Here is an 18,014-nt window from a genome sequence, read left to right on the forward strand (position 1 = left end):
AGACGCCACCTGTTAAAAATACTCCAGAGCCAAGCAGGAGCGAGGCTGCAACAAGGGGGCATTTTCTAGCGGTGCAGGTACTGGGCGTCAGCGTCCGAGGGTTTTTCTATGTGGCTACGTTATGGGGCATTGGCGGCCATGGTCGTCGCGGCATCCGGGTGTGTTCAAGAGCGCGTCGTGCATGAGCGCAGGCCGGTGCAACATGAGTATGTGGAAGTCATCGCGCCGCAACCGCCGCCGGTGCAGGTGATAGAAGTCGAGCCACCCGTACGCTACGGCTATATATGGTCGCGTGGTTATTGGCGCTGGGACGGCGGGCGATATGTGGCGGTACATGGTCACTGGGAGCCGGTACGCGAAGGCTATCGCTACGTGCATCCGCATTGGGTGCAGCGTAATGACGGGTATCACTGGCAGGGTGGTGGCTGGGTTCGCTGAGCCCAGGTTTCATTGGTCAGTAGCGTTAGATCGGCTTGTGGGTACCCAGCAGCCGAACCTCTCGCAACAATGCGGCACCGAGTTGATCGGTGCCCAGTTCCCGATAGCCCACGGCCTTGACCTCGCCGTTCTCCTCCGCCTGGATGAGGATCACCGGGGTTTCCTTGCCGGTGGTTTCGTCGATATGCATCGCGTATTGGGGAATATCCAACTTGATCGGCGTCCCCGCCGCCTGGCCTTTCACATTGATCAGGAAGGCGGCGCAACCGCTGTCGACATCCGCACTGGTGGCGGAGCGGCCGCTGACGAAGCAGGTTTTTGGCAGATCGGGCCAGGTGATGGCATCGGCCAGGGCGAGAGTGGGCGCCATAGCCAGGGCTGCGAGTAGAAACGTGCGCACGTCGGTCTTTCTCTCGATCAAGGTAAAAAACGGTTTGTATCAAAGCCCGCCCGCTGCCGCAATGCTGCGGTTCAGCCCAGTCGCTTCATGCCTGCGGTCTTGATCGCATTGAGGTCGAAGGTTGCCGTGTACTCGCAACCGGCGGCATGGGCGCAGCGCTCGATCAGGCAGTCTGCAAAGTCAGCCTTGTTCGCCACAAACGTGCGCAGCGCCTGCCAGATGATCTCGGCATGTTCTACGGTCAATTCGCGGGTGCGCAGCAGGGTCTCCAGTACCATCACCACATCACTTTTGGCCGACTGGTAGCAGCTTTGCAGTACCCACACCAACTCCACAATGGAAACCAGGCTGATAAAGCCCGGCGAGGCAGTGGTCAGTGATTCGATCAGATCGGACGCCTTGGCGGATTGAACGGGATCATCCTGGGTGATGTAGCGCACCAGCACATTGGTATCCAGCCCGATCATCCGGCTTTTGCCCCCTGCGTTGCGATGGCTTGGTTCATCTCTTCGATGGAGACGGCCCTGGCGGAGCTGCGGATCAGCCCTTTGAGGTCATGCACCGTTTTGCTCGCGGCAATGATGGAAAACTGCCCATCTTCCATTTCTACGAATTCAACCCGATCCCCTGTTTCCAGGCCGAGGGCTGTCCTGACCTGGACAGGAATGGTGATTTGGCCTTTTGAGGTGAGTGTAGCGATAGCCATGTTGAAGATCTCCATCGTGATATTCCTTACCTTAGGGTAAGGAATGACAGAGGACAATATCCGTCGGTCCATAGGGTGCTCATCTGGTGTGGGTGAGTCGGAACAGGTAAAACACTAGTCCCAACTGTGCTCGCCTGCCGGGCTTAAAGAGATACAAGCCATGACCGACCGCCAGCTCATCATCCCTCCCTCCATGCACTCAATCGTCGAGCGCGCCGGCTACGTGCCAGCGATCAAAGTGGGCAAGACGTTGTACTGCGCCGGTCAGGTCGGGCGTACGGCTGCATTGGCGGTGATCGAGGACCCCGAGGCGCAATTCGTCGCGGCCTGGGAGAATCTGCGGCAGGTGCTGGAAGAGGGCGGTTGCACCTTCGACGATGTGGTGGACATGACCACTTATCACGTCGACATGAGCCAGCACATGGCGGTTTTCCGTGAGGTGAAAAACCGCCTGTTTCCACGTGGGCATTGCGCCTGGACCACTATCGGGGTGTCCGAACTGGCGCACCCCGGCCTGCTGGTGGAAATCAAATGTGTGGCGGTACAGCGCTAGCTTATTGCACCACGCGGTAGCACGGCACATACGCCGCGCCGCCCGGCAACTTCATGCGGTGCTGGGCCACGAAGGCCTGTAGCAACTCATCCAGCGGTTTCATGATGGCCGGGTCGCCGTGGATCTCATACGGGCCGTTCTGTTCGATCAGGCGGATGCCTTTGTCCTTCACGTTACCCGCTACGATCCCCGAGAACGCGCGGCGCAGGTTGGCGGCGAGTTCGTGGGGCGGCAGGGCGTGGCTCAATTGCAGGCTGGCCATGTTTTCGTGGGTGGGGTCGAACGGGCGCTGGAAGCCTTCGTCGATCTTCAACAGCCAGTTGAAATGGAACGCGTCGTTGCGCTCGCGGCGGAACTGCTTCACCGCCTTGAGGCCGGCAGTCATCTGGCGTGCCACTTCCGCCGGATCATCAATGATGATCTGGTAGTGCGCCTGGGCTGCTTCGCCCAGGGTGGCGCCGACGAATGCGTGCAGTTGTTGCAGGTACGGCGCGGCGTGTTTCGGCCCGGTGAGGATGACCGGGAACGGCAGGTCACGGTTGTCCGGGTGCATCAGTATGCCCAGCAGGTAGAGGAATTCCTCTGCTGTACCGGCACCGCCCGGGAAGATGATGATGCCGTGGCCAACGCGCACGAACGCTTCCAGGCGCTTCTCGATGTCCGGCAAAATCACCAGCTCGTTGACGATTGGGTTTGGCGCCTCGGCCGCGATGATGCCTGGCTCGGTGAGACCCAGGTAGCGCCCGCCGGTAATCCGCTGCTTGGCGTGGGAAATGGTCGCGCCTTTCATCGGACCTTTCATCACGCCAGGGCCGCAACCGGTGCACACGTCAAGGCTGCGCAGGCCCAGTTCGTGGCCGACCTTCTTGGTGTATTTGTATTCTTCGGTATTGATCGAGTGCCCGCCCCAGCACACCACGATCTTCGGTTCGACACCCGGGCGCAGCGTACGGGCGTTGCGCAGCAGGTGGAACACGTAGTCGGTGATGCCCTGGGAGTTGCTCAGGTCGATGCGCTGGCTGTCCAACTCGTTCTCGGTATAGACGATATCGCGCAGGGCGCTGAACAGCATCTCGCGGGTGCTGGCGATCATTTCGCCATCGACAAAGGCGTCTGCCGGAGCGTTCAGCAGTTCAAGGCGCACGCCGCGGTCCTGTTGGTGAATGCGCACTTCAAAATCTTTGTAGGCGTCGAGGATGGTCTTGGCGTTGTCGATGTGCGCGCCGGTGTTGAGGATCGCCAGGGCGCATTGGCGGAACAGGGTGTAGATGCTGCCGGTACCGGCTTCGCTCAGTTGCTGGACTTCACGTTGAGACAGGGTTTCGAGGCTGCCCTTGGGGCTGACGGAGGCATTGATGACGTGACGTTGGGGCATTCTGATTCCTTGAAAGCGCAGCCACCGCACCCGCAAGGGGCCGCGATGGCTTGAGAATGATGGGCGCCGAATTCGGTCGCACGAGACGGTTATTTACCTCAGGCGCAAGGCCCAGCGCAAATACCGTCCAGCACCATCATGCCGCAGAACTCACTGAATCAGCTTCCAGTTTTTGTAGAAAACCCGACGCAGGGTAAAGGCCATCCCGGCAAACCCAGCGATCACGGCGTTGAGCACCCGGGGCACCGGGGTCGGCCGCACGATATCGATAAACAGGCAGTAACGCTTGGCATCGTTTTTGTTGAAAGACGCGTGCATCAGCGTGTCATCGAAAATAAACAGCGGGTCGTCATGCCAGTAGTGTTTGTGCTGGCCGACCTGGATGTAGACGCCCTCGTGATGCGGTGCCGGGGCCATGTTGTAGAGCACGCGGAACATCATGCGCAGGGGGCCGAAGTGGAAGGAGGTCGAGCGGTTTTCGTTGAACACGGACACGCCGATGGTCTTCACGAACGGCAGTTTTTTGCGCAGTTCCGGAATGTCGAGGGTCGTTTCAATGGGCTGGCCGTACCACTGGAAAAACAACATGCCGCGCTTTTTCTCGGCCATGCGTTCGTTCAGGTAACCGATGATTTCATCCTTATGAGCCATGGCGTTTTCGATCACCCGTTGCAGGTCTTCACGCCAGGCCGGCGGCAGATCGTCCATCCGGTAAACGTGTCGGTTACGCCAGCTCAACAGATCGAACAGGGTGTTGAACGGCGCCAGCAGCCACGTGTTACGTCCACTGCCAATAAAGTACTTCTTGGCGGTGGGCGCGTCATACAGGCCATTGCGCAGGAAGTCGTAAATGCCGCAGATCACCACCAGCCCGAGAAATACCAAAGTGGTTTCCGGGAAAATATCCATAATCAGCAGCACGCCGAATACCCAGGCGACCGATACCGCTTTTTTACGCAAAGCAGGCTTTTTCATGAAACTCAGCTCCAGCAGGACGCCATTCGACAGGTCCGGATCCGTGGCCGCGAGTGGTGGGGGTTTTGAAACATATTGAAACAGCTGCGCCATCATAAGCCGTTCCACGACGCGTAGGCGTTTTAAATATTGCAAAATTGTGAAGGCTCACTAGGGTTTTTAACCCTGGTAGTGTTGAGCGGATTGGATTTTGTAAACGGAAGATTTGCGACTATCGTGACGCTTCGGTTTTTTGGACGTCATAGACCGGTACGATTGAAGTTGAATGGCCACCACTGGCCTTCGGCACCTTGGAAGAGGCAGAAATTTTATGATCATCAAACCGCGGGTTCGTGGTTTCATCTGTGTGACCGCTCACCCTGTTGGCTGTGAAGCGAACGTCAAGGAACAGATCGACTACGTGACCCAACACGGCGTCATCGAAGGCGGCCCGAAAAAGGTGCTGGTCCTCGGTGCTTCCACCGGCTACGGCCTGGCCGCGCGCATCAGTGCCGCGTTTGGTTGTGGCGCCGACACCCTGGGCGTGTTTTTTGAGAAAGAAGGCGAAGAAGGCAAGCTGAGCTCCGCCGGCTGGTACAACAGCGCCGCGTTCGAGAAGTTTGCCGTCGAAAAAGGCCTGTACGCCAAGAGCATCAACGGCGACGCGTTTTCCGACGAGATCAAGCGCCTGACCATCGAAACCATCAAGAAAGACTTGGGCAAGATCGACCTGGTTGTCTACAGCCTGGCCGCGCCTCGCCGTACCGACCCGCAAGGCGTGGTGCACAACTCCACCCTCAAGCCGATCGGCAAGGCCGTGACCCTGCGCGGCATCAACACCGACAAAGGCGTTGTGGTCGACACCACCCTGGAGCCAGCGACCCAGGAAGAAATCGACGGCACCGTGAAAGTCATGGGTGGCGAAGACTGGCAGCTGTGGATCGACGCCCTGCGTGACGCCGACGTCCTGGCCGAAGGCGCCAAGACCACTGCGTTTACCTACCTTGGCGAGAAGCTGACCCAGGACATCTACTGGAACGGCTCCATCGGCGAAGCCAAGAAAGACCTCGACAAGAAAGTCCTGACCCTGCGCGACAACCTCGCCGCGCTCAAGGGCGACGCCCGTGTGTCGGTGCTCAAGGCCGTGGTCACCCAGGCCAGCTCCGCTATCCCGATCATGCCGCTGTACCTGTCGCTGCTGTTCAAAGTGATGAAAGAACAGGGCACCCACGAAGGTTGCATCGAGCAGGTCTATGGCCTGTTCAAGGACAGCCTGTACGGCAAAGAGCCGAAGCTCGACGCCGACGGCCGCCTGCGTGCCGACCTGGCCGAACTGGAACCGAAAGTCCAGGACGCCGTGGCGGCCCTGTGGAACCAGGTCACCGACGAAAACGTCAACGAGATCAGCGATTTCGCCGGCTACAAGGCTGAGTTTCTGCGTTTGTTCGGCTTTGAAGTCGACGGCGTGGACTACGAGGCTGACGTGAATCCTACCGTGAAGATTAACGGTCTGATCTCGGCGTAACGATCTGGGCCGACAGCAGTCTCCATAACCCTGTTATGAGGCTGCTGTTTTGTTGACGCCCTGGCGTGTTCAGCCTTGGTTGAACCGCTGTTGGGCTTTGACGAAGTCAGAACGCCTGATGCTCACTATTTCTTTCTCCCAAAGCGGATTCATCGGAACGTGATAGCCGCTGTCCTTGGCTGTTTTGACCAGCTCCGCCATGTCTTGGCTGTCGTTGATCATGCAGATTTCATCGAACCGTCCCAGTTTGACTGGCAGAAAGAAGGTTGCCGGGTAGTTAGCGTCGACGTCCGTCGCCGGGCTGCCGGAGTCCGCATTGTGGTGTACCACCCGCTCTCCGTTACCGACCAATCGATGATTGATCAACGCTATCATCTGCTTTATCCGTGACGTGGCGTTACCCAAGTCGGGGTCTTCCTTTTGATAGAAACGGGCGGCGCTTTCATAGTCTGCACGCAGCGCTTCGGGCACCTGAAAACAGCCAGTGATTGAGTGTCGATGCCTGTAGCTGTCGATCCGTTGTGTGAAAACACTGTGCGCCACATCGGGCACCGGGATTTTATCCTGAGGGCCAAAATCGCTGATGTGAGGCGCCACCATGTGCAGGTCATAATCGGCGGTCAACGCCTTGCCACCGGCGTGTTTCGCCAGGACTTCAACCGGTACTCCCTCATGGGTGATGAGGTAGCTGTCTTCTGACGCAGATGTGCGTCTACCTTCAAATGCATACTGCTGTCGACTGGGGCCTTGGGCACTGAAACGCAGTGCTTCTTCGTGGGGCCTTGTTGCCAACTGGGCAATGTGTCCGAGTTTTATCAGTTCGCCGATACGCTCGCCCGAGATCTCCAAGGGGACCGCGACAGCGTGCCCGTCGCGAATGCATGCCTGGATTTGCTCATTGGCGCTGGTCACTTTGGCGGGGGCGTCCTCCTTGAATTTTTCAAGCTTGCTGAACGCCTGGTTCGTACAGATCAGGCCAGCTTGCGGTCCCCAGTCGGCACTTTTTCCTTTGATGTGAAAGTCCTTGGTGGGGTGACCGGCCGCTATCATCCCGGTAGCCACGGTTTCTACAGGGCGTACGCCAATGATGGAATTGGTGGCCGCTGCGATGTTCTGCAGGGGAACAAGGTGGCTCGGTACTATTCCCGTCCGCTCCTTGGCACGTTCAAATGCGTCGATGATCGAGCTGTTCGCCGCTTGGACGGTGCCGGTCGACTGAGTGGCTTGAGCGCCCAGCAGTGTGTGCAGGCTTAGCGCGGAAGGTGAAATGACAGGGGAGATGATGTCGCTCATTGAGTTGCTCCAAGTCATGTTTTATCGGCATGTTGGATGATTCCTTCCGGAACAGAGCATTCCCTCGATTACACAGCGCGACACTAGAGACATTTTGTGCGCGGGGGGTGAAAGAAGTACTACAGGCTGTATGAAGCCGATCTGCAACGGAAGGTTCAGGCCTGAATGCATGGGCGTTGCAGCGATACCTGTTGTGCGTGAGCCGGAAAATTATCGGAGCGGTCCTACGCCTGCTTACTTGCCGACGCAGGTCACCGGTATGAGACTGATGCAGCACATTAATTGGGAGGAGCGTATGACAATTCGTGCAGTGGTTTTTGATTTCGGCGGTGTCCTGTTTGATTGGAGCCCGCAGCACCTGTACCGCAAGCTGATTGCCGATGATCACGAGCGACAATGGTTTCTCGACCACATCTGCACCCAGGCCTGGAACACCGAGCAGGACGCCGGTCGCTCCCTGGCCGAAGGCACCCGCAGCCTGATCGAGCAGTACCCGCATCATGAGCGCTTGATTCAAGCCTATTACGACCGTTGGCACGAGATGCTGCGAGGGCCGTTGCCGGAAGGCGTGGCGATCCTCGAAGCGTTGCACCGAGCCGATATACCGTTGTTCGGGCTTACCAACTGGTCTGCCGAGACGTTTCCCTATGCGCGGGCCAACTACCCGTTCCTGCAGTATTTTCGCGACATCGTGGTGTCCGGCGAGTTGAAACTGATCAAGCCGGACGCGGCGATCTACCACGCCAGCCTCAGTCAGGTACGGGCCCAGTTGCCGGATATCCAGCCCTCTGAAGTGGTGTTTATCGATGACGTTGCCGGCAATATCGAAGCGGCCATCGCTCTGGGCTGGCAGGGGATTCACCATGTGTCTGCCGCGCGCACGGCAGCGCAGTTGCGTGAGTTGGGCGTGGGCTTCTAGCGCGCCCACTTTTCCATGGCGAAATCCACGAAGGCGCGCAGCTTGGGCAGGCGATAACGGTCCTGGCCGTAGAGCAGATGCATGGGGCGGCTGGGCAGTCGATAGGTAGTCAACAGGGCCACCAGTTTGCCGCTCTCCAGGTCCGGTTGTACCAGGGCATCGGCCAGCATGATGATGCCCATGCCGTTGACGGCTGCCTGGCGCAAGCCTTGCGAGCTGTTGATGGTCAATGAGCCGGACACCGGTACTTCCACCTCGCCGCTATCGTCGGTCATGCGCCAGAGTTTTTCGGTGTCGCGCCAATTGTCATTTGCCGGGTAGGCGAACGCCAGGCAGTCATGCTGCCTGAGGTCCTCGGGTGTCGAAGGCGTGCCGCGTCGCGCCAGGTAAGCAGGTGACGCGCAGAGGGTGAGGGTGTAGTCCTGCATGGGCCGTGCGATCAGGCTCGATGTTTCCAGTTCGCCAAGACGTATCGCCACGTCGAAGCCGCTGTCAACCAAGTCCATCCGCTCATTGCTCAACACCACGTACAGGTTGATCAGCGGATAGCGCCGGGAAAATTCGCTCAAGGCCGGTGTAAGGCGTTCGGTGCCGAATACGGGGGGCGCGGTGATGCGCAGGGTGCCCTTGGGGACATCGCTATGGGCTTGTTCGGCCAGTTGCTCGGAGTCGGCCACCAAGCCCAGCACTTCCAGGCAGCGCTGGTAATACTGCCCGCCGAATTCCGTGAGGCTCTGTTTGCGCGTGGTGCGCTTGAGCAGGCTGACGCCAAGGCGTTGTTCCAGCGCGCGCAAGTGGTTGCCGACCATGGTGGTCGACATCCCGCAGGCTTGGGCTGCGGCGGTCATGCTGCCAGTCTCGACCACCTTCACGTACACCGACATTGCCTGGAACAGATCCATTATCAAGCCCTGGTTTAAAGTCATTGCAGAAATGTGCAGTTTATCCAGCTCAGGTGGCTAACGATACTGAAGCCATCACAACGATGCACTGGAGCCGCACCATGACCGCCGCCTGCTTGATGACCACTTACCAACCCCTGGCGCTGAGCTTTACCCGCGGCCTGGGCACGCGCCTGTGGGACCAGCAGGGCCGTGAATACCTGGATGCGGTGGCCGGTGTGGCGGTGACCAATGTCGGCCATTCGCACCCCAGGTTGGTGACGGCCATCAGCGAGCAGGCTGGCTTGTTGTTGCATACCTCCAACCTCTACAGCATCGACTGGCAACAACGGCTGGCCCAACGCCTGACTCAACTGTCTGGCCTCGACCGGGCCTTCTTCAACAACTCCGGTGCCGAGGCCAACGAAACAGCGCTGAAACTGGCGCGGCTGCATGGCTGGAAAAAAGGCATTGAAGAACCGTTGGTGGTGGTGATGGAAAATGCTTTTCACGGCCGTACGCTCGGCACCATGGCTGCCAGTGACGGGCCGTCGGTACGCCTGGGTTTCCAGCGCTTGCCGGGGGACTTTCTCAAGGTGGGCTTTGGCGATCTGGCTGCGCTTGAGGCAATCACCCAGACGTTTGGCGCGCGGATCGCAGCGGTCCTGCTGGAACCGATCCAGGGTGAAAGCGGCGTACTGCCGGCACCACCGGGCTACCTGAAAGCCCTGCGTGATCACTGCACCCGCCATGGCTGGTTGATGATGCTCGATGAAATCCAGACCGGCATTGGGCGCACCGGCGCCTGGTTTGCCTTCCAGCATGAAGGCATCGTCCCGGACGTGATGACCCTGGCCAAGGGCCTCGGCAACGGCGTACCCATCGGCGCCTGCCTGGCGCGGGCCGGTGTGGCCCAGTTGTTTACGCCGGGCAGCCATGGCAGCACCTTCGGCGGCAACCCGTTGGCGTGTCGCGTGGGGTGCACCGTGCTGGACATTATCGAAGAACAAGGTTTGCTGCAGAACGCGGCGCTACAGGGCGAGCGCTTGCTGGCGCGGTTGCGGGTGGAACTGGGTGAGCACCCGCACGTCCTGGCGATTCGTGGGCAGGGGTTGATGATCGGGATCGAACTGGCGAGCCCTTATCGTGACCTGGCCCAGCGCGCGGCCCAGGAACACGGCCTGCTGATCAACGTGACGCGGGGCAAGGTCATTCGGCTGCTGCCGCCGCTGACCCTGGCTGCCAAGGAGGTCGAGATGATCGTGCGGGCCATTACCCGGCTACTGGATCAGGCCCGTTGAGCCATTCCTGGTTCAGGGTTTCGGTATCGCCCAGATACTCCAGCAGCCAGGCCATGGCCGGGGACAGCCTGTCCTGTGCCCAGGCCACACACGACGGGCTGGCAGGAAACGGCCGGCTCAATTGCAGCGCCACTAATTCCCCGCGCTCGATCCACGGCAGCACCTGATGCGCCGGCGCCATGCCGACGCACAGGCCATCACGCAAGCAATCGAGGGCCGATGACCAGTTCGGCACCACCAGCCGACGCTGGTTATCCAGGGTCCAGGTGTCGCGTTTGGGCAGGTTGCGCGATGTATCGGTCATGCACAACGAGGCGAAGGGGCGCAGTTGATCGTCACTCAGCAAGCCTTCGACGCTGGCCAACGGGTGGCGCGCACTGACCACACACAGCCAATTCAACAACCCCATGTCGCGAAAGGTGAAGCGGCTGGCCACCGGCACCGCGCTGGTGGCGCCGATCACGATGTCGGTGCGCTCATCCGCCAGGGCATCCCACACGCCGTTGTACACCTCGTATTCCAGCAACAGCTCGACCTCGGGAAACTGCCGGTAGAAATCAATGACCAACTGCCGGCAGCGCTGGGGTTTGACGATGGAATCCACCGCCACCTTCAACTGGCCACTCCAGCCGTTGGCCACTTGCTGGCAAAGGCGTCGGGTGCCGAGCATTTTTTTCATCACGCCACGGGCTTCGTCGATAAACAGCCGGCCGGCCGGCGTCAGCTCGACGTCCCGGTGGCGCCGCACAAACAACGGCACTGCCAGCCATTCCTCGATCTGACGCACCGTATAGCTGATGGCCGACGGCACCCGGTGCAGTTCCTGGGCAGCTGCGCTGAAGCTGCCATGACGCGCGACTGCATCGACAACGTCCAGCGAATATTCGGACCACATGGCGATTGCCTTCAAATTTATTGATAAGAGTATCCAATTATTATCGCTTCACACCAAAACTGTCAGCTTCATAATGGGCGCCAGTCAGCAAATAGTTTGATGGCAGGATCAACAAGGCTTCAATGAAAAATTCTTTTGGTTTCACTGGGTATCTGGCGGGGCTGAGCATGCTCGGTTACCTCGCCATGGACATGTATTTACCGGCGTTCGGCGCCATGGGCGAGCACTTGCAGATTGGCGCCGGTGCAGTAGGCGCCAGCTTGAGCATTTTCCTCGCCGGCTTTGCGGTCGGGCAGTTGTTATGGGGGCCGTTGTCCGACCGCCTGGGGCGCAAGCCGATCCTGCTCGCCGGGCTGAGCCTGTTTGTGCTCGGTTGTGCGGGCATGTTCTGGGTCGAAACGGCGCCTCAGTTGCTGGCATTGCGTTTTATCCAAGCCATTGGCGTATGCGCCGCCGCCGTCAGTTGGCAAGCCCTGGTGATCGACCGCTACCCGGCCGACAAGGCCCATCGCGTGTTCGCCAGCATCATGCCGCTGATGTCGTTGTCACCGGCTTTAGCGCCGCTGTTGGGCGCGATGGTGCTGAGTCACTTCGGCTGGCAGGCGATCTTCGGCGTATTGCTGGGTGTGTCGTTGTTGCTGTTGTTGCCGACGTTGTTCCTGCGTACTGCGCAGAAACGTCAGGCCGCGAAGGGCGAACCTTCGCGACTGGGTTATGGACAGTTACTGACGTCTCGCGTGTTTACCGGCAATGTCATGATTTTTGCCGCGTGCTCGGCCAGTTTCTTCGCCTGGCTGACGGCGTCGCCCTTCATCCTGGGCGGCATGGGCTACAGTCCGAATGACATCGGCCTGAGCTACGTGCTGCCGACCTTGGCGTTTCTGGTCGGCGGCTACAGCTGCCGCAGCGCCTTGCAACACTTCCAGGGCAAGACGCTGTTGCCGTGGCTGCTGCTGGCGTATTGCATCAGCATGGTGGCGTTGTACCTGGTCGCGACCTTGACCGTGCCGAGCCTTACCACCTTGCTGATTCCGTTCTGCCTGATGGCGCTGTGCAACGGTGCCAGTTACCCCATCGTCGTGGCGAACGCGCTGATGCCGTTTGCGCAAAACTCCGGCAAGGCGGCGGCGCTGCAAAATACGCTGCAATTGGGCCTGTGCTTTCTCAGCAGCCTGCTGGTGTCGTCAATGATTGACCAGCCACTGCTGATTACCGTGATTGTGATGCTGGCGACTGCGCCGTTGGCCGTGCTGGGGTACTGGCTGGCGCGGCCCAAGGCCAAGGATTCGGAGCTGGCAGCCGCCTAGAACGTCACTTCCAGGTTCACTGTCGGCGTCGATGTGCGGCTACCCCGGCCGCCATCCACGCCGAATTTGTTATGCCAATACTCGTAACCCACCCCCAGGTACAGGTTCGGCTTGACGCTTTTGCCCGGTCGCACTGCCACCATCAGCGCGGTGCGCATCAGGGCTTCCGGCGCGGTGTCGCGACCGTGATAGTCCTCGCCTTTTTCCCCGACATAATTGATGAAACCCTGGAATTTCGCCGCATGATTGGCAATCTCGAACGGGCGCATCCACGTCAGGTTGAGCATGTAGGTATCGTCGAACGTGTGGTTCGACTCCTGCGCGCCGGGGATGCCGGTGTGGTTCTTTTCCTTGTAGTACAGCAGGCTCAGGTCCAGCACGCCGACGGTGTTGAACTTCAAGGTCGGGCCGATCACCAGGGCGCGCTTCCTGGCTGAGGCGAAGTTGTTGTTGCGGTTGGCATCGAACCCCAACGTCAGCGCGTAATCCTTGACCAGGCCAGTGCCCAGCGGCACATCGAACACCCGCGATGCATACAACTGGTGACGGTACACCGCATACACCTCGCTCCCGCCATGATCCGTACCCTTGCGCGGGTCGCGGCTGTCGGACAGGAACACATCGAGGTTGAGGAAATTGCTGCCGTACCGGTAGCCGCTGGCGTGGGTAAAACTGTAGATGCGCTTGCTGAATTCGTCGGGGTTGTTCGGGTTGGTGAACTGCTGGCCGTAGCGAAACCCTACGCTGTTGTTCATCCATTCCACCGCGACGGCCTCCCCGCCGCCGAGGAGGGTGAGTGCGACGGTTGCGCCCTGTAGTGCCTTTTTCATTGTTATGGGTCCTTTGGCGTTCTGGCTCATCACGGCCGGATTGTTTTTGTAACGCCGACGGAGGGTAACTTGTTCGATTGATTGTATACAACTCTATGGACATCCAGTCCAAACATTGCATACAGTGGCCGCACAACAAAAACAGAGAACCCCTCACCATGACTATCCCGAAGGCGTCACCGCAGCGGCCAGAAGATGAGAATCTCGGCGTCGCCGCCAACATGGCTTACGGCCTGCAACATGTGCTCACCATGTACGGCGGCATCGTCGCGGTACCGTTGATCGTCGGCCAGGCGGCGGGTTTGTCGCCGGCGGATATCGGCCTGCTGATCGCCGCGTCGTTGTTCGCCGGTGGCCTGGCCACGCTGTTGCAGACCCTGGGCCTGCCGTTTTTTGGTTGTCAGTTGCCGCTGGTGCAGGGCGTGTCGTTCGCCGGTGTGGCAACCATGGTGGCGATTGTCGGCAGTGATGGCGCCGGTGGTGTGCCGGCGATTCTTGGCGCGGTAATGGCCGCGTCTTTTATCGGATTATTGATAACCCCGGTGTTCTCGCGGATCACCAAGTTTTTCCCGCCGTTGGTAACGGGCATTGTGATCACCACCATCGGCTTGACCCTGATGCCCGTTGCCGCGCGCTGGGCCATGGGCGGCAACAGCCGCGCCGCCGATTTCGGCAGCATGTCCAATATCGGCCTGGCGGCGTTGACCCTGGTGCTGGTGTTGCTGTTGAGCAAGATAGGCAGCGCGACCATCTCGCGCTTGTCGATCCTGCTGGCGATGGTGATCGGCACCGTGATTGCGGTGTTCCTCGGCATGGCCGACTTCTCCGGCGTGACCCAGGGGCCGATGTTCGGTTTCCCCACACCCTTCCATTTCGGCATGCCCACCTTCCATGTGGCCGCGATCATTTCCATGTGCATCGTGGTGATGGTGACCCTGGTCGAGACCTCGGCGGATATTCTGGCGGTGGGTGAAATCATCGACACCAAAGTCGATTCCAAGCGTCTGGGCAACGGCCTGCGTGCCGATATGCTGTCGAGTATGTTCGCGCCGATCTTCGGTTCGTTCACCCAGAGCGCCTTCGCCCAGAACGTCGGGCTGGTGGCGGTGACCGGGGTCAAGAGCCGCTTCGTGGTGGCCACGGGCGGGCTGTTCCTGGTGATCCTCGGCTTGTTGCCCTTCATGGGCCGGGTCATCGCGGCGGTGCCCACTTCAGTGCTGGGCGGGGCCGGGGTTGTGCTGTTTGGCACCGTGGCGGCCAGTGGTATCCGCACCTTGTCCAAGGTGGATTACCGCAACAACATGAACCTGATCATCGTGGCCACGTCCATCGGTTTTGGCATGATCCCGATTGCGGCACCGAGCTTCTACGACCACTTCCCGAGCTGGTTCGCGACCATTTTCCACTCGGGGATCAGCTCGTCGGCAATCATGGCGATCCTGCTGAACCTGGCGTTCAACCATTTCACCGCCGGCAATTCGGACCAGCAGTCGGTTTTCGTGGCGGGGACCGAACGCAGCTTGTGCTTTCGCGATGTGTCGGAACTGCGCGATGGGGATTACTTCAAGGGCGGCAAGTTGTTTGATGCCGAGGGCAGGGAGATCCCGTTGGTGGCGGAAGTGCCTAGGAAGGTCACCAAACCCGAGGCTAGCGAGGCCTGAATGTGGGAGGGGGCTTGCCCCCGATGACGGTGGATCAACTGAGTGATTGGCGCCTGACACACCGCTATCGGGGGCAAGCCCCCTCCCACAATTGGAATGCATCCAGCTTGAGCATTCAGCCGGCCTTGAGCACTTTGTATTGTGCCGAACACACCTCATCCAGAAACTTCACCACAGTCCCCATGCACGCCTGGCGTTCTTCCACATGGGGCATGTGGCTGGAGTCTTCAAACAGCGCCCAGCGCACATCCGCAATTTCGTCCAGGAACGGCTTGACCACCAGCGGCGTGGCCTCGTCGTGGCGCCCCGAGATCACCAGCGTCGGTACGTTGATCGCCGACAGGCGGCCAGTGGATTTCCAGTCTTTCAAGCTGCCGATCACATGGAATTCGGTCGGGCCGCTCATGGCGTGGTACACCGTCGGGTCTGCATCGACCGCGGCGAAGGTGCGCGCCACTTCCTCGGGCCACGGGATGACCCGGCATACGTGATGGTCATAGAACACCCGCGACGCGGCAAGGTATTCCGGGTCCTGGTAGTTGCCGACGGCTTCGTGCTTGAGCAGGGTTTCATGCACGCCTTCAGGCAACAATTTGCGCAGGCGGTTGGCTTCGCTGACCCAGGTGCGCATGCAGGTCGGCGAGTTGGCCGGGATGAACGCGCGCAGGCCCTTGGGTTGCAGGATCGCGTGCTCACTGCCGAGCATGCCGCCCCAGGACTGGCCGAGGATCGCGTAGTTATCGCTGATCTGCAGGTGGTCCAGCAGGTTGTTGAGTTCTTCGAGGAACAGGCCCACGGTCCAGAAGGACGGGTCTTTGTCGGGCAGATGGGTGGAGCGGCCGTTGCCCAACTGGTCGTAGTGGATCACCGCGTGACCACTGGCGGCGACGTCCTTGAACGCGTCAACATAATCATGGGTGCATCCGGGGCCGCCGTGGATAACCACCAGGGGCGTGCGACCGCTCGACAAGTCACCGGTGACGCGGTACCAGGTTTGGTAGGCGCCAAACGCCGCATACCCTTCGCGGATTTTTTCGATGAATTCCATTTCGTACCCTGCTCTGAAAAAAGGATCAGGGACACGATAATGCGTGGCAGAAATTTAGGTAACTAGCAAAACAGCTAGGTTTTGCCGGGGTGTCAGTCTTCCAGCAGCCGGTAATGGGTGGCGCGCACTACCGCCTGCACGCGGTTCTTGGCCCCCAGTTTGTGCATGGCCGAGGCCAGGTGCAGGGTGACCACCGCCAGCGAACGGCTCAATTGCGTGGCAATTTCGGCCGCAGTCAGGCCTTCGGCGGCCCATTTGAGGCACTCACGTTCGCGTTTGGTCAGGTGGATATGCGGGTAAGTGCGCAGCTCTTTGCTGAACAATGGGTAGGCCGCTTCCTGCAAGGCATGGGAAATCAGGCTGAAGTCCGACAAGGTCTGCTGCGCATCCTTCAACACGCTGCGGGCGTTGCCGGTGCGCAGGCCGGTCAGCGAGGCGAAGCCGCCACGGGGCAGGTGGATCGGCACGCTGACGCCGCAGGTCAATTGCTGGTCATGCAGGTAGGATGAAACCGGCGCGTGGCAGGGATCGATGATCTTTTGCAGGGGGGTGTCGGCCTTGACGTCGTAGGACCACACGAACGGCGACACCCGGCTCAGAGCCAGGTGTTGCACCGGATCGATCTGGTAGAACCCTTCGCTGCACCACAAGGCATGCCAGTCGGCCGGGGTGTTGCGTAGTTGCAGCACCGAGGGGGTGATCAATGCGCCATCCTGGTCGATCGGCACCGGGGTGTAGTCGTACACCAAGGCGTCGAAGCCCAACTGTTGGGCAAGGATAAAGGTGTTGTCCATCTGCTCGTCCAGGCTCCTGCCCGGCATCAGACGGTGATTTAAGGCAGTCAGCTTGGCCAGCATCCGTTCTGCTCCCGATTTCATTTGAATCTCGACTTGCGGCAAGTAGAATGCCACGCCCCGGCGAAGGACTGCCAGGCCAAACCTATAAGAAATACTAGGTTATGGACGCGCGGCATCCTCGGTAGTGTTGGCCGATCAACGGCCGCTACCTGCCAGGCCGATACAACACAAGGAATGTATGCATGTGGCGTGAAATTGCCCCCGACCAGCAGTACAACGTGCAAGTCGATGGCCATAACCTCGTGGTCTACAGCTTCGGCGAAGGCGATGAGGTGCTGCTGTGCCTCAACGGCGGGCCGGGCCTGCCGTGTGACTACTTGCGCGACGCCCATGGCTGGCTCAAGGAGCATAACCTGCGAGTGGTTGCATTCGACCAGCTTGGCACGGGCGCATCAGCCAGACCCACCGATGTTTCGCTGTGGGAAATCCGCCGTTATGTCGAAGAAGTCGAAACCGTGCGCCAGGCCCTGGGCCTGGGCCGCGTGCATTTGCTCGGGCATTCCTGGGGCGGCTGGCTCGGCATCGAATACGCGATCCATTACCCCGACGCGCTGAAAAGCCTGATCCTCGAAAACACCGTGGGCGACATTCCGCACCTGTCCCAGGAACTGGAGCGCCTGCGCGGCGCCCTCGGCAGCGAAACCGTGGCCATGATGCAACGTCACGAAGCCATGGGTACCCTCGACCACCCGCAGTACCAGGCCGCGATTACCTTGCTCAACTACCGCCACGTGTGCCGGCTGGACGAGTGGCCTGCACCGGTCAGACGCTCTCTCGACGACTGGAACATGGGCCCTTACGAAACCATGCAGGGTCCCAACGAATTCCTCTACATCGGCAACCTCAAGGACTGGAACCGCCTCCCCGAGATGGCCGCGTTCAAGATGCCGATCCTGATCACCACCGGCCAGCACGACGAACTCACCCCGGCCTGCGCCATGCGCATGAAAATGGCGGCCCGGCACGCCGAATTGCATGTTTTCCCCAACAGCAGCCATATGCCGTTTTATGAAGAGCCCCAGGCATATTTCCCGGTGCTGCTGGACTTCCTCTCGCGTCACCGAGGCTGAC

The 18,014-nt window shown here is 59.9% G+C and carries 19 protein-coding genes; 8 read left to right on the top strand and 11 right to left on the bottom strand.

Annotated features, from left to right (window positions below; genetic code table 11):
- Positions 1-108: 108 nt before the first annotated feature.
- Complete coding sequence (locus tag BFN10_RS06915) at positions 109-438, top strand: YXWGXW repeat-containing protein (RefSeq protein ID WP_071489038.1); 330 nt, start codon at positions 109-111, stop codon at positions 436-438.
- Between the two features lie 25 nt (positions 439-463).
- Here the strand turns inward: BFN10_RS06915 and BFN10_RS06920 are convergent, their stop codons facing one another.
- The 3 genes from BFN10_RS06920 to BFN10_RS06930 all read right to left on the bottom strand — a co-directional run bounded on the left by BFN10_RS06920 (position 464) and on the right by BFN10_RS06930 (position 1,559).
- Positions 464-838: a hypothetical protein gene (locus BFN10_RS06920; protein WP_231999483.1), complete on the bottom strand. Its 375-nt coding sequence runs from the start codon at positions 836-838 to the stop codon at positions 464-466.
- A gap of 71 nt (positions 839-909) precedes the next feature.
- Positions 910-1,305 carry a PIN domain-containing protein gene (locus tag BFN10_RS06925; protein ID WP_071489040.1) on the bottom strand — a complete coding sequence of 132 codons (396 nt, stop codon included), beginning with the start codon at positions 1,303-1,305 and terminating at the stop codon, positions 910-912.
- Positions 1,302-1,559: an AbrB/MazE/SpoVT family DNA-binding domain-containing protein gene (locus tag BFN10_RS06930; protein ID WP_071489041.1), complete on the bottom strand. Its 258-nt coding sequence runs from the start codon at positions 1,557-1,559 to the stop codon at positions 1,302-1,304. Before BFN10_RS06930 ends, BFN10_RS06925 begins: the two co-directional genes overlap by 4 nt.
- Positions 1,560-1,704: 145 nt before the next feature.
- On the opposite strand from BFN10_RS06930, the gene BFN10_RS06935 reads away from it, so the two are divergent.
- A complete protein-coding gene (locus BFN10_RS06935; protein WP_071489042.1) occupies positions 1,705-2,097 on the top strand; it encodes a RidA family protein in 393 nt (130 codons plus the stop codon).
- A 1-nt stretch (position 2,098) separates the two neighbouring features.
- Here the strand turns inward: BFN10_RS06935 and ppnN are convergent, their stop codons facing one another.
- Both ppnN and BFN10_RS06945 read right to left on the bottom strand, forming a co-directional pair.
- The gene (gene ppnN, locus BFN10_RS06940; RefSeq protein WP_038850372.1) at positions 2,099-3,472 is read right to left on the bottom strand and encodes a nucleotide 5'-monophosphate nucleosidase PpnN; all 1,374 of its coding nucleotides are present in this window, start codon (positions 3,470-3,472) and stop codon (positions 2,099-2,101) included.
- A gap of 150 nt (positions 3,473-3,622) precedes the next feature.
- Positions 3,623-4,447 carry an aspartyl/asparaginyl beta-hydroxylase domain-containing protein gene (locus BFN10_RS06945; protein ID WP_071489107.1) on the bottom strand — a complete coding sequence of 275 codons (825 nt, stop codon included), beginning with the start codon at positions 4,445-4,447 and terminating at the stop codon, positions 3,623-3,625.
- Positions 4,448-4,757: 310 nt separating this feature from the next.
- Between BFN10_RS06945 and fabV the strand changes: the two genes are divergently transcribed.
- On the top strand, positions 4,758-5,951 hold the full coding sequence (gene fabV / locus BFN10_RS06950) for an enoyl-ACP reductase FabV (protein ID WP_071489043.1): 1,194 nt from the start codon (positions 4,758-4,760) through the stop codon (positions 5,949-5,951).
- 69 nt (positions 5,952-6,020) lie between these two features.
- On the opposite strand, the gene BFN10_RS06955 is transcribed toward fabV, so the two are convergent.
- Positions 6,021-7,244: an anthrax toxin-like adenylyl cyclase domain-containing protein gene (locus tag BFN10_RS06955; RefSeq protein ID WP_071489044.1), complete on the bottom strand. Its 1,224-nt coding sequence runs from the start codon at positions 7,242-7,244 to the stop codon at positions 6,021-6,023.
- 295 nt (positions 7,245-7,539) lie between these two features.
- Between BFN10_RS06955 and BFN10_RS06960 the strand changes: the two genes are divergently transcribed.
- Positions 7,540-8,163, top strand: coding sequence for an HAD family hydrolase (locus BFN10_RS06960; protein ID WP_071489045.1), 624 nt, complete (start codon positions 7,540-7,542; stop codon positions 8,161-8,163).
- On the opposite strand, the gene BFN10_RS06965 is transcribed toward BFN10_RS06960, so the two are convergent.
- A complete protein-coding gene (locus BFN10_RS06965) occupies positions 8,160-9,065 on the bottom strand; it encodes a LysR family transcriptional regulator (RefSeq protein ID WP_071489046.1) in 906 nt (301 codons plus the stop codon). The genes BFN10_RS06960 and BFN10_RS06965 overlap by 4 nt on opposite strands.
- A 101-nt stretch (positions 9,066-9,166) precedes the next feature.
- On the opposite strand from BFN10_RS06965, the gene BFN10_RS06970 reads away from it, so the two are divergent.
- Positions 9,167-10,345, top strand: a complete 1,179-nt coding sequence (locus tag BFN10_RS06970; protein ID WP_071489047.1) for an aspartate aminotransferase family protein — start codon at positions 9,167-9,169, stop codon at positions 10,343-10,345.
- Here BFN10_RS06970 and punR read toward each other — a convergent pair.
- Positions 10,317-11,240 (bottom strand): DNA-binding transcriptional activator PunR, encoded by a 924-nt coding sequence (gene punR, locus BFN10_RS06975; protein ID WP_071489048.1) that lies wholly within the window; start codon positions 11,238-11,240, stop codon positions 10,317-10,319. The genes BFN10_RS06970 and punR overlap by 29 nt on opposite strands.
- A gap of 122 nt (positions 11,241-11,362) precedes the next feature.
- Here punR and punC point away from each other — a divergent pair, with 122 nt between their 5' ends.
- Positions 11,363-12,547 (top strand): purine nucleoside transporter PunC, encoded by a 1,185-nt coding sequence (punC, locus tag BFN10_RS06980; protein WP_071489049.1) that lies wholly within the window; start codon positions 11,363-11,365, stop codon positions 12,545-12,547.
- Here the strand turns inward: punC and BFN10_RS06985 are convergent.
- Positions 12,544-13,377: a nucleoside-binding protein gene (locus BFN10_RS06985; RefSeq protein WP_071489050.1), complete on the bottom strand. Its 834-nt coding sequence runs from the start codon at positions 13,375-13,377 to the stop codon at positions 12,544-12,546. The genes punC and BFN10_RS06985 overlap by 4 nt on opposite strands.
- 158 nt (positions 13,378-13,535) lie before the next feature.
- On the opposite strand from BFN10_RS06985, the gene BFN10_RS06990 reads away from it, so the two are divergent.
- A complete protein-coding gene (locus tag BFN10_RS06990) occupies positions 13,536-15,038 on the top strand; it encodes a nucleobase:cation symporter-2 family protein (protein ID WP_071489108.1) in 1,503 nt (500 codons plus the stop codon).
- Positions 15,039-15,153: 115 nt separating this feature from the next.
- Here BFN10_RS06990 and BFN10_RS06995 read toward each other — a convergent pair whose 3' ends face one another.
- The gene (locus tag BFN10_RS06995) at positions 15,154-16,086 is read right to left on the bottom strand and encodes a proline iminopeptidase-family hydrolase (protein ID WP_071489051.1); all 933 of its coding nucleotides are present in this window, start codon (positions 16,084-16,086) and stop codon (positions 15,154-15,156) included.
- Between the two features lie 92 nt (positions 16,087-16,178).
- The gene (locus BFN10_RS07000) at positions 16,179-16,943 is read right to left on the bottom strand and encodes a LuxR family transcriptional regulator (protein ID WP_071489052.1); all 765 of its coding nucleotides are present in this window, start codon (positions 16,941-16,943) and stop codon (positions 16,179-16,181) included.
- 182 nt (positions 16,944-17,125) lie between these two features.
- Between BFN10_RS07000 and BFN10_RS07005 the strand changes: the two genes are divergently transcribed.
- On the top strand, positions 17,126-18,013 hold the full coding sequence (locus tag BFN10_RS07005; protein WP_071489053.1) for a proline iminopeptidase-family hydrolase: 888 nt from the start codon (positions 17,126-17,128) through the stop codon (positions 18,011-18,013).
- The last annotated feature ends 1 nt before the right edge of the window (position 18,014 follow it).

It is taken from the genome of Pseudomonas extremorientalis (genome assembly GCF_001870465.1).
In the GTDB taxonomy this organism is placed as follows: domain Bacteria; phylum Pseudomonadota; class Gammaproteobacteria; order Pseudomonadales; family Pseudomonadaceae; genus Aquipseudomonas; species Aquipseudomonas extremorientalis.

Excerpts from the sequence above, each read along its gene's own strand:
- BFN10_RS06915 (WP_071489038.1), top strand. The coding sequence starts at position 109 with ATGTGGCTACGTTATGGGGCATTGGCGGCCATGGTCGTCGCGGCATCC.
- BFN10_RS06925 (WP_071489040.1), bottom strand. The coding sequence starts at position 1,305 with ATGATCGGGCTGGATACCAATGTGCTGGTGCGCTACATCACCCAGGAT.
- BFN10_RS06930 (WP_071489041.1), bottom strand. The coding sequence starts at position 1,559 with ATGGAGATCTTCAACATGGCTATCGCTACACTCACCTCAAAAGGCCAA.
- BFN10_RS06935 (WP_071489042.1), top strand. The coding sequence starts at position 1,705 with ATGACCGACCGCCAGCTCATCATCCCTCCCTCCATGCACTCAATCGTC.
- ppnN (WP_038850372.1), bottom strand. The coding sequence starts at position 3,472 with ATGCCCCAACGTCACGTCATCAATGCCTCCGTCAGCCCCAAGGGCAGC.
- BFN10_RS06945 (WP_071489107.1), bottom strand. The coding sequence starts at position 4,447 with ATGAAAAAGCCTGCTTTGCGTAAAAAAGCGGTATCGGTCGCCTGGGTA.
- fabV (WP_071489043.1), top strand. The coding sequence starts at position 4,758 with ATGATCATCAAACCGCGGGTTCGTGGTTTCATCTGTGTGACCGCTCAC.
- BFN10_RS06955 (WP_071489044.1), bottom strand. The coding sequence starts at position 7,244 with ATGAGCGACATCATCTCCCCTGTCATTTCACCTTCCGCGCTAAGCCTG.
- BFN10_RS06960 (WP_071489045.1), top strand. The coding sequence starts at position 7,540 with ATGACAATTCGTGCAGTGGTTTTTGATTTCGGCGGTGTCCTGTTTGAT.
- BFN10_RS06965 (WP_071489046.1), bottom strand. The coding sequence starts at position 9,065 with ATGGATCTGTTCCAGGCAATGTCGGTGTACGTGAAGGTGGTCGAGACT.
- BFN10_RS06970 (WP_071489047.1), top strand. The coding sequence starts at position 9,167 with ATGACCGCCGCCTGCTTGATGACCACTTACCAACCCCTGGCGCTGAGC.
- punR (WP_071489048.1), bottom strand. The coding sequence starts at position 11,240 with ATGTGGTCCGAATATTCGCTGGACGTTGTCGATGCAGTCGCGCGTCAT.
- punC (WP_071489049.1), top strand. The coding sequence starts at position 11,363 with ATGAAAAATTCTTTTGGTTTCACTGGGTATCTGGCGGGGCTGAGCATG.
- BFN10_RS06985 (WP_071489050.1), bottom strand. The coding sequence starts at position 13,377 with ATGAAAAAGGCACTACAGGGCGCAACCGTCGCACTCACCCTCCTCGGC.
- BFN10_RS06990 (WP_071489108.1), top strand. The coding sequence starts at position 13,536 with ATGACTATCCCGAAGGCGTCACCGCAGCGGCCAGAAGATGAGAATCTC.
- BFN10_RS06995 (WP_071489051.1), bottom strand. The coding sequence starts at position 16,086 with ATGGAATTCATCGAAAAAATCCGCGAAGGGTATGCGGCGTTTGGCGCC.
- BFN10_RS07000 (WP_071489052.1), bottom strand. The coding sequence starts at position 16,943 with ATGCTGGCCAAGCTGACTGCCTTAAATCACCGTCTGATGCCGGGCAGG.
- BFN10_RS07005 (WP_071489053.1), top strand. The coding sequence starts at position 17,126 with ATGTGGCGTGAAATTGCCCCCGACCAGCAGTACAACGTGCAAGTCGAT.